The 14,534-nt window shown below is 46.4% G+C and carries 9 protein-coding genes; 1 reads left to right on the plus strand and 8 read right to left on the minus strand.

The annotated features are described in order from the left end of the window. Nucleotides 1-6: 6 nt before the first annotated feature. Together Q1A18_RS07225 and Q1A18_RS07230 are read right to left on the minus strand one after the other, a co-directional pair. Nucleotides 7-1,050, minus strand: a complete 1,044-nt coding sequence (locus Q1A18_RS07225) for a hypothetical protein (RefSeq protein ID WP_299578268.1) — start codon at nt 1,048-1,050, stop codon at nt 7-9. A gap of 49 nt (nt 1,051-1,099) precedes the next feature. Next, on the minus strand, nt 1,100-2,458 hold the full coding sequence (locus Q1A18_RS07230; protein ID WP_299578269.1) for a glutamine synthetase family protein: 1,359 nt from the start codon (nt 2,456-2,458) through the stop codon (nt 1,100-1,102). Between the two features lie 402 nt (nt 2,459-2,860). Here Q1A18_RS07230 and Q1A18_RS07235 point away from each other — a divergent pair, with 402 nt between their 5' ends. Continuing rightward, a complete protein-coding gene (locus Q1A18_RS07235) occupies nt 2,861-5,050 on the plus strand; it encodes a glutamine synthetase III (RefSeq protein ID WP_299578270.1) in 2,190 nt (729 codons plus the stop codon). 111 nt (nt 5,051-5,161) lie between these two features. On the opposite strand, the gene Q1A18_RS07240 is transcribed toward Q1A18_RS07235, so the two are convergent. The 6 genes from Q1A18_RS07240 to Q1A18_RS07265 all read right to left on the minus strand — a co-directional run bounded on the left by Q1A18_RS07240 (nt 5,162) and on the right by Q1A18_RS07265 (nt 14,408). Next, nucleotides 5,162-6,784, minus strand: a complete 1,623-nt coding sequence (locus Q1A18_RS07240; protein WP_299578271.1) for a sulfatase — start codon at nt 6,782-6,784, stop codon at nt 5,162-5,164. Nucleotides 6,785-6,905: 121 nt separating this feature from the next. Further along, nucleotides 6,906-8,459, minus strand: coding sequence for a sulfatase (locus tag Q1A18_RS07245; RefSeq protein ID WP_299578272.1), 1,554 nt, complete (start codon nt 8,457-8,459; stop codon nt 6,906-6,908). 91 nt (nt 8,460-8,550) lie between these two features. After that, nucleotides 8,551-10,011, minus strand: a complete 1,461-nt coding sequence (locus tag Q1A18_RS07250) for a sulfatase-like hydrolase/transferase (RefSeq protein ID WP_299578273.1) — start codon at nt 10,009-10,011, stop codon at nt 8,551-8,553. A 186-nt stretch (nt 10,012-10,197) separates the two neighbouring features. After that, entirely contained in the window at nt 10,198-11,229 is a 1,032-nt protein-coding gene (locus Q1A18_RS07255) for an alpha-L-fucosidase (protein WP_299578274.1), read from the minus strand. A 3-nt stretch (nt 11,230-11,232) separates the two neighbouring features. Continuing rightward, entirely contained in the window at nt 11,233-13,353 is a 2,121-nt protein-coding gene (locus tag Q1A18_RS07260) for a discoidin domain-containing protein (RefSeq protein WP_299578275.1), read from the minus strand. 50 nt (nt 13,354-13,403) lie between these two features. Then, nucleotides 13,404-14,408 carry a LacI family DNA-binding transcriptional regulator gene (locus Q1A18_RS07265; RefSeq protein ID WP_299578276.1) on the minus strand — a complete coding sequence of 335 codons (1,005 nt, stop codon included), beginning with the start codon at nt 14,406-14,408 and terminating at the stop codon, nt 13,404-13,406. Between the last annotated feature and the right edge of the window lie 126 nt (nt 14,409-14,534).

The following is a 14,534-nucleotide window of genomic DNA, read 5'->3' on the forward strand; positions in this document are numbered from 1 at the left end:
ACAACTTTACAATTTTAATGCTTTCAACAGCCGATCTACATTGAAGTTAGTATCAATAGTCGGAATGTATAAATCATAGGCTTCCTGCTGCAACTTTCGGGCATAGGAGGGCAAGAAGAAATGGGTGCCATCCTTTATGACATAATTGAGAATAAAGAAGCGGTAAACCTCCTTGATCAGGCGAACCTCAGACTCGTTTAACGGATAAATCCGATGATATTCCTTCAGAAACATCAGAAAACGGTCTTCCATCAAGGTATCAATCTTATAACTAAACACCGTACGGTCGCCGACATCGGAAACCACCCGGCTAAAAAAATAAAAGTCCATCACGCGGGTTGACTCCCGAAACCAATCGTAATCCCATCGCGAATAAAACTTACCATCGCCGCGAACCGAAAAATTCCCGATGTTCCAGTCCACAAAAACAGGAATCGTTTCAATTTCGGTTGAATAATTCACCTTGTCGGCCCGAAAGAGAAACTGATCGCACTGCCGCTTGATCAAATCCTTTTGCTGCTGGTTTCCGCAGAACTTTCCGGTGTCCACATTTCGCATCAAACGATGAATGTCGGTCACCACGGTTTTGGAAGCACTTGGCAACTGGTTGCTGACATTGGAACAGGCCTTGTGAAAGCGGGCCAACTCACGCCCCAGCTTCCGGATATTCTTATCCTCCAGCCGGCGGGGCATCTTGTCTTTTATTTTGATGGGATTATAGAAAACAACCCAGGCACACTTCTCCTGTTCAAAATAACGGTAGATGAATAAATCATTGCGTTTAACCAGCGACCGTGCCAGGAAATTCTCATACGGCGCCTCCAGGTTATTGGCCAGGTTGTTAATGATGACATGATCTTCCTTGAAATGCTCAAAATTGCCATACTCTGTTAGCTTGGCAAACACAGGCTGCCGTTCGTAAAAGGAGATTTTGTATACCTGATTGGTTGAGACATGGGCACTCACATCAAAAATCCCTTTGATTTCGTGCCGGTCATCAAATTCGCGCCAGGCCCGTCGTATAACCTGAAAATAATCGAGCGTCTGCATAGTCATTTCTTTTTCTGAGCTTTCCAAAAGTAATCAGAAAGACGGATTTCTAAATAATTTCGAAATACCTTTTTATCTCCCAATCCGTTACCGCACGCATAAATTCGCGCCATTCCCATTCGCGGGTTGCTGTAAAATGCGCCACAAAATCATCGCCAAATAAACTCCGGGCCACGTCCGACTCTTTCATTTTCTGCGTTGCGTCCATCAAATTAGCTGGCAGATGCTCGCGCTCATGCTGGGCATATTCATTGCCACCAGTAGCCGGTATGGTCAGCTTCATTTCCTGCTGAATACCATACAAGCCCGAAGCCAGCGAGGCAGCCATGGCCAGATAAGGGTTGGCATCAGCACCCGACAAACGCATTTCCAGCCGGGTTGTCCGGGCCTCTCCATTGATCACCCGCACCGCCACTGTCCGGTTGTCAAATCCCCAGCTCGCGGTTATTGGCGCCCAGGCCCCTTCGCGCAGGCGCTTATAACTATTTACAGTAGGTGCATACATTGATAAAAGAAAAGGCATGCAATACAACTGTCCGGCCAGGTAACTTTCCATCAGCGGACTCATGGGAGCCTTGGGATCTCCGGAATAGAACAGGTTCTTTTTCTGATGGCGATCCCATAAACTTTGATGAATGTGCCCGCTACAGCCCGGCAGTTCTTCATTCCATTTTGCCATAAAACTAGCCACAATTCCATGGCGGTAAGCAATCTCTTTCACACTGTTCTTAAACAAAACCGCCTTATCTGCCGCGCGCAGCACCTCGTCATAACGAATGGCAGCTTCGTAAACCCCCGGCCCGGTTTCCGTATGAATACTCTCCAAGGGGACATCAAACAATTCCAAATCGTTATACAGGTCGTTGAAAAAAGATTGATACTGACTGGGGCGCAACATGGAGTAGCCAAACATTCCGGGAGAAATCGGCTTTAATTCCGAATAATTTTTGGCAGCCAAATCATGAGGTGTTCCTAAAAAGTTAAACCACTCAAACTCCTCGGAGAAGACTCCGGCAAACCCCATATCCGAAGCCATTTGCTGCACCCGTTTCAGTAAACTCCTCGGACAGGCGGCTTTGCCTGCAAGCTCATCGCCACTAAAGTCAGCCAAGAAGAAAGGCAAATCGCCATCCCAGGGAACTTTCCGATAGCTGCTCAAATCAAGCTGAACCCGGGCGTCGGGATAGGCCGTATGCCAACCGGTCATCTGCACATTATCGTAAACTTTATCGTTGGAATCCCAGCCAAAAACCACATCACAGAAGCCCATACTTCCTTCTGCCGCTTCCAAAAACTTGTCTTTGCTAATGGTTTTCCCCCGCAAAATTCCGTCAATGTCAGCCACCGCAAATTTCACTTTATTGTGATGACTGTCCTTTAGCTTCTGAATTAACTCTTTGTTCCCCATAAAATTTACTCCATTCAGTATTTAACGGCACCTAGCAAGATAAAAAGATTGCCCTATGCAAAGCAAGGTATTTCAATAAAATAAAAACACAATGCTCCGACAAGCATTCAGCCCGTAGCTCTACACCTCAGACGATCATCAAATAATTATGATCACATTCCATTTTACTGCCCCCGAACCACCAGCATTTAAATTTCAACTCAAAAGGTAGTCATTTTAGAAATACATCCCCTTAAAACACCCCCTTCTTCATAAAAATGACAACATAAAAACAACACACACCCTAAATTCGGAGGAAATTTCAATAAAACACACATACAAAACTGAAAAATACCTATTTTTGCAACCGTTAAAAACAGAAAGAACTTCTTCGAGATATTATATTAATTAAAGCAAACCACCATGGCACATTTCAGATTTAAAGCGCTGCAAAAAGTAATCGAACGGCAGCCCGTTAAGGTAGTCAGAGAAGACAGCCTGACCTCCAACTATTATGGGATAAATGTTTTTGATCGTCCCAAAATGAAAAAATACCTTTCGAAAGATGCGTATAAAGCCGTTTGCGAAGCCATTGACCTGGGCCGGGCTATTGACCGCAAAATGGCAGACCAGGTTGCACAAGGTATGAAAGCCTGGGCTACAGAGAATGGTGCCACACACTACACGCACTGGTTTCATCCGTTAACCGACGGAACAGCAGAGAAACACGACGCTTTTATTGTTCACGAAGAAGGTGGCGGCGTGGTCGAAGCCTTTAGCGGGAAAGTGCTTTCGCAGCAGGAACCCGATGCTTCATCCTTCCCCAGTGGTGGAATTCGTCAAACGTTTGAAGCGCGCGGCTACACCGCCTGGGATGCTTCCTCTCCGGCTTTTATTGTTGACGGAACGCTGTGTATCCCCACGGTTTTCATCTCCTACACCGGTGAAGCACTCGACTACAAAACACCGCTGCTCAAATCGATTCAGGCTGTGGACAAAGCGGCCACTGCCGTGTGCCAATATTTTGACAAGAACGTAACCAAAGTCAACGCAAACCTGGGATGGGAACAAGAATACTTCCTGATTGACGAAGCGCTGTTTGCTGCCCGTCCCGACCTGATCTTAACCGGACGTACCCTGATGGGGCATGCCTCATCCAAGGACCAGCAGTTGGATGACCACTATTTTGGATCGATTCCAACACGGGTTTACTCCTATATGGAAGACTTGGAAAACGAAGCCTACAAACTGGGCATTCCGCTAAAAACACGCCACAACGAGGTGGCCCCCAACCAATTTGAGGCTGCCCCTATTTACGAAGAAGCCAACCTGGCCAACGACCACAACCAACTGTTGATGGACATCATGAAAAAGGTAGCCCGTCGCCACAATTTCAGGGTCCTGTTTCATGAAAAACCCTTTTCCGGAATTAACGGATCAGGAAAACACAACAACTGGTCGTTAACTACCGATACGGGCGTTAACTTATATTCTCCGGGAAAAAACCCCAAAAGCAACCTGCAGTTTCTCACCTTCGTGATCAACGCCATGAAAGCCGTATACGATCATCAGGACTTGTTACGGGCCAGCATTGTTTCGGCATCCAACGCACACCGCCTGGGCGCTCACGAAGCCCCTCCGGCCATCCTTTCGGTATTCTTAGGAACAGAGATTAGCAAGATGCTCGACCTGATGGAGGAAGCTGTTGTTGACCGCAAAATGACTCCTGATGAAAAAACAGCACTGAAGCTGAATATTGGCCGGATTCCTGAAATCATTCTGGACAATACCGACCGCAACCGCACTTCGCCGTTTGCCTTTACCGGAAACCGGTTTGAGTTCCGCGCTGCCGGATCATCAGCCAACTGCGCTTCATCATTAATCGTTCTGAACACAGCGGTAGCCGCACAACTTGACAGCTTCAAGGCTGAAGTGGATGCCCTGATCGAGAAAGACGTTAAGAAAGATGAAGCAATCTTTCAGGTGCTTAAAAAACTGATCATCAACTCAAAACCCATTCGTTTTGATGGCGATGGTTACAGCGACGACTGGGTAGCCGAAGCCCAAAAACGCGGTTTAACGAACATCAACAGTGTTCCAGAGGCGCTGACCGCCTACCTGAGCAAGCAAACCAAACAGCTATTTACTTCGCAGGAAGTTTTTTCAGAAAAAGAGCTTGAAGCCCGCACCGAAGTTGAGCATGAGAAATTTACCATGAAAGTGCAGATTGAAGCCCGCGTATTGGGTGATCTGGCCATCAACCACATTGTTCCTACAGCGGTTCAGTACCAAACCACGCTGCTGGAGAATGTTAAAAACATGAAAGAAGTTTTTGATGCCGACGAGTTTGAGACGCTGGCGCATGCCCGCAAGGAACTGATCCGCGAGATTGGCGGTCACATCTCATCCATCAAAGCCAAAGTGCGCGAAATGGTGGAAGCCCGCAAAGTGGCCAATGTCATTGAAGACAGCTTTGAGAAAGCCAAGGCTTATGACAATACCGTTCGCCCATACCTGGATGATATCCGCTACCATATTGACAAGCTTGAACTGACGGTGGACAATGAGCTTTGGCCATTGCCCAAGTACCGCGAACTGCTGTTTGTACGCTAACAAACGCAAGCCGATAACATACCAAAGAGGCTGCTCACCTAAAGTTGTGAGCAGCCTCTTTTTTCATTTAAATGCTTCCGCCTTCGAGGAGAAGCTTTCCGCGATCTCCACTTAGTTGTTTACCACATCCAGGTAAGCTTTCAGGAAGCGCTGATCATTGGCATCGCTGTCTCCGTATTTTTCGCGCAGCTCGGTTAAGCGTTCGTGCATCATTTTTTGCACTTCAGCATAAGCCGGATCGTCATACACATTGGTCATTTCCTGCGGATCCTTTTCCAGATCATACAATTCCCACTCATCAATATCGTAGTAAAAATGAATCAGCTTGTATCGGTCGGTTCGCACCCCGTAATGGCGTTTCACCATATGAATGGAAGGGTATTCGTAGTAGGTATAATAAATGGCATCGCGCCACTCCGAGCTTTCGCCGCTAACCAACTTGCGGAAGGATTCACCTTGTACATCCTGCGGAATATCAACACCGGCATAATCCAGAAATGTTGGTGCAAAATCAATGTTCTGAACCAGTTCATCCACGACGGTGCCCGGCTCAATTTCCGACGGATACATCATCAGCAAAGGTGTCCGAAACGATTCTTCGTACATAAACCGCTTGTCGAACCAGCCATGCTCGCCCAGGTAAAAGCCTTGATCGGAGGTGTACACCACAATGGTATTTTCAGCCAATCCGTTTTCTTCCAGAAAATCGAGCAACTGGCCAACGCCCTCATCCACCGAGGCAATACAGCCCAGGTAATCCTGCATGTATCGCTGAAAGCGCCACTGCATCAGCTCCTTTTCATTCATGTCTGGATATTTGCGGGCAAAGTCTTCCACAATCGGATCGTACACCGCATCCCAGGCTGCCCGTTGTTGCTCATCCATTCGCCCCAGGTTGTTGGTATAAGCCGCTTTGTCCCAGGTCAAGGTCTGAGGAATGCCCAGCTCATCCATCACCTCGGGCCGTATTTTGGAGTCGCCGGCCCAGTTCATATCTTTCAGCACATTCATTTCCTGCTCTTTGGCAGCTGTTCCACGCCCTTCGTAATCATCAAAAAGCGTTTCGGGCTCCTTAAAGGTCATCCCGGTGTATTCCTTGTAATGACGCTCGGCTGGCAACCACTCGCGATGCGGGGCCTTTTGGTGGTAAAGCAAGCAGAAGGGCTTTTCCGGATCGCGCTCTTTCAGCCACTTCAACGACATTTCGGTGGTTAAATCCGTCACATAGCCATCCAGGCGTTTTTTCTCACCATTAATGATGAAATCCGGATTGTAATAATGGCCCTGCCCCGGCAATACCGCCGAATAGTCAAAGCCCTGCGGCAAGCCATCCAGGTGAATTTTTCCGATCAGAGCCGTTTGATACCCATTTTGCTGTAACAATTTCGGGAAGCTCATCTGGTTCCAATCGAACGGCTGCACATTGTCCACCTTTCCGTTGACAAAACTGTGCTTGCCGGTAAGCATAACTGCCCGGCTCGGCGCACAAATGGAGTTGGAGACAAACCCCCGGGTAAAAATGGCTCCCTGCTCTGCAATCCGGTCAATGTTCGGCGTTTTATTGAGGCCATGCCCGTATGCACTGATGGCTTGATAGGCATGATCATCACTCATGATGTACACAATATTCGGCTTGGTCTTGGTTTTCTCCGCGGCCGGTTGGCTGCAAGCTGCCAGCCCCAGTCCGGCAATCGACAAAAGACCAATTGATTGGCTAAGGTTTATATTCATCATTAACTGTTTATTGATTTAAACTAGAAATCGTATCTTAATAAGTATTCTACACTTCGTCTGCTATAACTCATCGCTTCGGCTTACTGCCTTTGGATAATAACTTCGGAATAAGACGTAAATTTTAATTATTCCAGTGTGTTTCTACAAGTTCCCTCATCACAGGATAAGACTCATCCGTGTCGCCAACTTCTTTCCGAAGCAGAATAAGCTCCTCTTTCATTTCTTTTATAATTCCGGCATAAGCGGGATCATGATAGGCATTGTAGTTTTCATGCGGGTCTTTCTGAAGATCGTAAAACTCCCAGGCAGGCGCTGTCGTTTCTTGCTGCGCTCCCGCCATGTCCAGCGGTTGACCATAGAAAAAGGCCAGTTTATAACGTTCATTCCGAATACCGAAATGTCCGGGCCGATCCTCCAGGTGCAGCCAGTACCGATAATACATCGATTTTCGCCAGTCTTCAGGAGTCTCCCCTTTCAGGTTGTTCCGGAAACTTCTTCCTTCAATAAAATCGGGCTTTTCAACCTTGGCATAATCGGCCAGCAAAGCCGCAAAGTCAATGTTCAAAATAATATCATCAATGCGTCGTCCACCATTAAATTCTTTGGGGTAACGAATGACAAAAGGCATTCGCAAGGATTCCTCATAAATCAGTCGTTTATCAAAGAAACCATGCTCACCCAAAAAGTAGCCCTGATCGGCCGTGTAGATAACAACCGTATTATCGGCAATCCCCTCTTCTTCCAGGAAATCGAGCAACTTGCCAATGTTGTCGTCAATGGCGGCACCACTTCGAATAAAGTCTTTCACCAACTTCTGATAGGTTTTCTTGCGTTGTTCCCTGGCATCCAGGCCATCTACCGAAAATGGCAACTCCGGATACTGCGCCCAGTAGTTGGGATTTTTGGTATTCTCGAGGTAACGATCACGAAGGTTTTCAAGTACCTGACCTTTAAATGTTCGGCCAGTGGTTTCAGGCCCTGAATCGTAAAGGCTTGCCGGCTCCGGCAGCTCAACGCCATCCAGCAGATTTTTATAGCGATCGGGAAAATCAAAGGGTTCGTGCGTTGCTTTAAAGTGACACATCATCATAAAGGGCTTGGTTTTATCCCGCTTCTTCATCCAGTCGATACTCAAATCAGCAATCACATCGGTCGAAAATCCTTCATACTCTTTCCCGCCACCATAGCCGTCTTCCCAGTTATCCTTGGTTTTCAGAATCGGGTTCCAGTACCTTCCCTGCCCTGGCAAAACATTAAAATAGTCAAAGCCGGCCGGTTGCGTTTTCAGGTGCCACTTCCCAATAATGGCCGTTTGGTAGCCATTTCCTTGCAACACTTTGGCAATGTTCATACGATCCGGATTCAAGGCATTGGCAAGCGTATAAACTCCGTTATGATGACTGTACTGTCCGGTTAATATGGTGGCACGACTTGGTGTACAAATCGAGTTGGTGCAAAAACAATTGTCAAGCACAACACCTTCGCTGGCCAGCCTGTCGATATTGGGCGCATGCACATAATCCTTTAAAATTCCGCCGTAAATACCCCAAGCCTGTGAAGTATGGTCGTCACTTAAAATAAAAAGGATGTTGGGCTTTTCTTCTGGCACTTGCTTTCCGGTGCAAGCTGAAAGAACACCGAGCGCAGCAGCCATTAAATCAAATCTGAATCTCATTGGTTTATCGTTATATTTTCAATCATTTTCTTTGAACTCGCAAGGAATATTATCCTGCTTCTCTGTGCTTGTTTAAGCCCAGGCACATTTCCTATTTCTCAGGCTCTATTTTGTAATCTTCCCCATTTTCGGATTTTTGGCAGGATTCCAGCCAATCCATCAAGTCGGCTTTCATTTGAGCCGCCAGTTCTGAATTTTGCGCCAAAATATTATTTTGCTCTCCCGGATCATTCAGCAAATGATATAACTCAAAGGTTTTTCCGTTGTCGGTACTAATCAGTTTGTACTCTTGCGTTACCCACGATAATCTTTCCAGGTACCGAAATCCCATCGGTCTTTCACGCTCCGCTTTCTTCCCCTTCAAAACCTCTGTCAGGCTGATTCCGTCGATTGGCCTTTCTTTTGGAAAGTCAAGTTCCAGCAGGTCGACTACAGTTGGCAAGTAATCGCTGGTAAAACAAGGGAAATCGGTCTTTTGCCCAGCTTCAATCCCCTGTGGCCAAACACAGAATGCCGGCACACGTACTCCTCCTTCGTACAAATCGCGCTTACGCCCGCGGTAAGGTCCGGCACTTCCGGGCGTACGCAGCTCGGGGCCATTATCACTGCAAAACCAAATCAGGGTGTTTTCGGCTTCTCCCAGCTCCTCCAGCTTTTCCCACAAACGGCCCATCTGTTGGTCCATGGCTGAAATTGTCGCGTAATATAATTGCTCCCGGTAGGAATACGAACCATACTCATTCATCATTTCTTCGTTAGCCACCACCGGCAAATGCGGCGTATGTATCCAAATCACCGAAAAGAAAGGCCGCCCCTTTTCTACAGAGTTTTCAATAAAAGGGATCGCCCGGTCAACAATGATTTTTGAATCGTCTCCATCCAGGTTTTCGGTTTCACTGGTCTCTTCGCCTATCCAGTAAAATGTTTCATACGATTCTGCCGTGCTTTTATCTTCAATTGCTTTCCAGCCATACCGCAGGCTTTCTCCTTTTTCGGTATCAAAAGTGGCCGGCTTTAACATCGGATCGTAGGTGGGGACCTTCGATTCGGTTACAAAATAAGTATCGTAACCATGCATGCTGGGAATACTATAATGCGTTGAATCGCCGGGACGGCCGCGATTAGCATCTTTCACTTGAGTCGTTAAGGTGCCTAAATGCCATTTTCCAAAGTGGCCGGTTGCATAGCCTTTCTGCTTAAGCAGCTCGGGCAAGGTAATTTCTTCTGTTTTTAGATGACCTGAGTTTGCATTTGGAATTCCGAGACGATACGGGTTTCTTCCGGTTAAACAACTAGCCCGGGTTGGCGAACACACCGCTGAAGCAGCATAAAAACGATTAAAGGTGATTCCTTTGCCTGCCAGCATATCCAGGTTGGGCGTTTTTATTATCTCATTCCCGTTAAATCCCGTATCTCCCCATCCCAAATCATCGCACATCACAAAAACGATATTGGGCGTTGCGGCCTTTTCGGCCTTAGTTGGTCGGGCTTGAACGAAATTACCCGGCAACAACAAGGATGTTCCGGCAATTAGTTTGATGAGGTTGGTCATGATTTGCTTATGTTTTGTGCGCGCTTATTTACCAAATACTGGCCAAAGGCAAGGCGTTCCCCTGGCTTCCAAAATTAAATAAAAAATCCTTGCCCTTGATAATTGGATGGAAAGCTCCACCAAAAACCAAAGGCAAGGACATCAAAATGCATTTCTAATAAAACTGGAATTTGTGAATAGCTAAACTTAGTCTTTCTCCGACAGTTTTAGCTCTCCTGAGATATACCTTCCAACTTTCTGAAGTGTTTCAACATCTACATCTCTAATCTTTCCCTCGTAATTTGGTCCAACATTAATAGAAAAGATATTTCCATATTCAACAGCTCCCAGATAATCTTTATAAAGATCTTCAGCTGGCTTGCATAGCTTATCATGCTTAGGCAAGGAATAAAACCAGTCAGCCCCACCTTCATGCTTGGGAAGTATGGGATAGGTAAATTCAGCCACTAAAAAATCGTCATAACTATCTTTAAGGTGATGTTCATTCCATACCGTTGATTTATCGCCGATTGGTCCGGGTTTTCCTCGCTCACGAAGGTTTAAACGGCCGGCAGTTTCTCCAGTATTAAAACCAATAAAGCAATTGGGTTGAAACTGGTGAATAAAATCAACGGTTTCTTTGTGCGATAAACCTCCATCTCCAGCGGCATGATCCATCCAGAAAAACTCGATGGGGCCATATTGAGTACAAAGCTCTTCCAACTGTGCCTTTTTCATTTCCGGGTTAGTCCCACCTTTCATCCAGCCTCCGTCTTCGGCTCCGGGCCAGTTCCAGTCACCTTCAGAAAAATAGAGTGCCAGTTGTATGCCGTATTTATCACACGATTTTTGAAGTTTAGCCAACACATCAACCCCCAGCGGACTGTTGGTCACTTTTTTATCCGTGGTTTCTGTATCCCACAAACAAAATCCATCATGATGCTTAGCCAGAAAAAGGATATATCCCATTCCGGCTTCTTTAGCTACCTTACACCACTGGTCGGTGTCACAGCCCGAAGCTTGAAAAAAAGAAGCATCTTTATCCAATGTTGGTGTCCACTCACTTCCATAAAAGGTACTGAACGACCAGCAGATAAACATGCCGAACTTCATCTCTTTAATTTGTTCTGCTCTAACCTTATCGTCAATCCTTTGGGAGTAGTCTGAAATAGAACTGCCACCACATCCCAACAAGATTAATCCGGCCATTAATAAAGAAAATACACTTCGTGATTTCATCGTTTATTTTGTTTGTAATTTGTTACCAATAACAAATACCTCAACTTCAGCAAAGGAAGCCAGGCCAGTTTGCCGGACATCCGATCTGGATACCAGTTTAACAAATCGTCCTTCAACGGTATGCGTAAATTTTATCCGCCGACGAATGGGGTTATTTTCAATATTACTGAATGTTCCGATTGCCTGCGGTTCTCCCCAGCTTTTCCCATCCGTGCTTACATAGCAAGCATATTCATAAATAATCCCAGCCTTTTCACCATCCTGACGGGGTAAATAGGAAAAGCCATCCAGCGTCAAATTCGTTCCTAAATCCAAAACAATTTCATGCGGATGAGCATGTTTACTTTCAGCTAACCAAAAGGTTTTGGGATCATTATCAATCGCTTTTTCCGAACTGGCCTCCTTCCGGCCGTCCACAGAAACCACGTTCCACTGTGCTTTCGGTACCCCAAATTCGGTGATCATTAAATCCGTTTTGAAACCGGTGGCTTCATCCTGGGCATAAGCATGTACTTCTCCTCCTAAAGGCAGCTTTACCGGGCCTTCGTATTTTTGAAAATCCGTTGATTGGGGTTCTTCTCCAAGCGCATAAAAAACAGAAATTCCTTCAACGGCTTCAAAACTCAGGTTTCCCAGAATATCGAACCGTGCCACAGGATCGGCAACCAAACGAGGCGCGCAGTAAATTCCCAAATTGGAAAGGGTTAAGCAAGGAGCTTCCGTTTCCAAAGTCAAGCGCAGCCTGGATGTTGTTACATCATCAAAACGCAGAATCCGCTTATAGCCAATGGTTGTTCCCTGTGTCAAAGGCTTGTACTTCCCATCGTCTTCATACTCCAGAGTGAATGTATGTACCCGTTGACCCAGGCGGATATACTCCTGAAGCAATAACCGGTTCAGGGTTGTTTCCTGCCCAAAATCGATGGTAAGTGTGGCTTGCTGAATGCTATCATTGGTTGCCCAGTAGCTTTCTGTACTTTCGTCAACACATCGGTCAGCCGCAAATTCGGTCTGTCCTCCGCGATAGTCACTTGCAGTAAGGGTGGCATTTTTAGCCAGGTTAACGGCAAACTCCCGCTTGACCTGCTCCCTGAATTTCAGCAAAGCTTGCGCATCAACATCCCGAATTTGCCCGGTTGGTGCAATTGCCAATCCTAAATCCAAAGACGATCCCCGACCAATGGAGGTATAGTACAAATCCATCAGATTGGCTAAGCTCCTTGGCTGATGTCCGGTGTGAAAATACCATGCTTTGGGCCACAGCAAAGTGGTGTTCACCTCTGCCGGAATCCACTCGTTTCCGTCGGGATCACCTGTTCCCAGCTTTTTCGTGTACTCCTGATTTCCCTCTCCGGGAAATTTACCTGCTGTGCTAATTGTATTCCAGTTGGTTTCGCTACCGATGCCCGCTTCGTTTCCAACCCAGCGAACTCCCGGGCCCACATCGCTAAAGATTACCGCATTCGGCTGGTGTTTCTGAACAATGGAAAAGATACTATCATACCCATAATAGGTTCTACGATCGATGTTTCGCAGTTCGTTGGCTCCACCGTAATAGCCGGTACCACCATTGGCGCCGTCAATCCAGAATTCGAAGATTTCTCCATATTCAGTCATCAGTTCTTCCAGCTGCCTGTAAAAATAGTGGACATACTCCGGACGCCCGTATTCTGCATGATTTCGATCCCAGGGAGACAGGTAAACACCGAGTTTTAATCCATACTTTTTACATGATTTTGACAAGTCGTCCAGCACATCGCCTTTTCCGTCTTTCCAGGGGGTGGCTTTAACCGAATAGTCGGTATACTTGCTGGGCCACAAACAAAAACCATCGTGATGTTTAGCCACCAAAATCAGTCCTTTCATGCCTGCTTCGCTGGCTACCCGGGCCCACTGGTCGGTATCCAGATCGGAAGGATTAAACAACTGGGGATCGACATCGCCATAGGCCCATTCTTCTTCGGTATAGGTATTCAGTCCATAACAAACAAGGCTGAAATATTCCATTTCATGCCATTGCAACTGTCCCTCGGTTGGCACGGGCCCATAAGGCTTCGGAGGATCAACTTGTTGCACACAAGCACTTAGCAGGAGCAACACAATAAGCAGGTGATTGATTTTCATCGTTTTATTTCGCTAGGTTCTCAATTAATAGTTTGTATTATATATTTCGCTTAACACGATTGTCTTCTTAAAATGGATGTCGGTAAGATTTGCTCCTCCACTCGCGTTTCGGAAGCGTCGATTTTCGCCAGCAACATCTGCAACGAAACGTCTGCCATCAGCTCAATCGGCTGGCTCACCGTGGTCAACTCCGGATCAATAGCCACTCCCATTGGATCATTGTCAAAGCCAACTACTGCAACATCTTCAGGGACCCTGAATCCGGCGACTTTCAGGTATTTAATTGCTCCAATGCCTACGTCATCACCAACAGCCAAAATAGCATCCGGCTTCCGAGGCAGCGCCATTAACTTTTTCGCTCCCTCCATGCCATCTTTCATGAAAAAATCACCCCGAACCACAAGCTCTTCCTGAAATTCCAGACCAACATCAAGCAGCGCTTGTTTATAGCCTTCCAGTCGCTCCTGATAAACATTGAGTTCAATGGAGCCGGTAATGAATGCAATTCGCTTTTTAGGCATGCTGCGAATGAACTTAACAGCTTCGTATGCCCCCTGATAGTTATCTACAACAACCTTTGAAACGGCTTCCTGAGCAGGAACCCGGTCGAAAAAAACCAAGGGAATATCCTCTTGTTTGAAGGCGTCAAAATGCGCTCCTGTAGTGGTTTCCTTCGACACCGAAGCCATTACGCCAGCCACCCGGTTGTCAATTAAAGCTTCAACATTTCGCTTCTCGGTAGCCTCCTTTTCATTGGACTGAAAAACCATGACGGAATACCCGGACTGGTTGGCTTTTTCGGACACTTCGGAGATAAACTTGGCAAAAAAATGGTGCTGAATATTGGGGACCAATACGCCAATGGTATTGCTCCGTCTGTTTCGAAATCCCTGGGCCAAACGATTGGGGCGATAGCCCATTTCTGCCGCTTTATCCCAAACCTTTTTGCGGGTTTCATCACGAATGGACTTACTGTTGCGCAGAGCCAGCGAAACAGTGGTGTGATGTACGCCTAATTCATGAGCGATATCTTTAATGGTAATGGTCTTTTTCATGCGCTGATATAGAGATAACAAAACTGCAGTTCTCACGTGAGAATTCCAAGCACCTCACAAGAAAAATTCTAGATTTATTCTGCAAACTCATTCCTACCCCAAAACATTGCCAACAAAAAAACCGCC

It is taken from the genome of uncultured Sunxiuqinia sp. (assembly GCF_947495665.1).
Classification (GTDB): Bacteria; Bacteroidota; Bacteroidia; order Bacteroidales; family Prolixibacteraceae; genus Sunxiuqinia; species Sunxiuqinia rutila.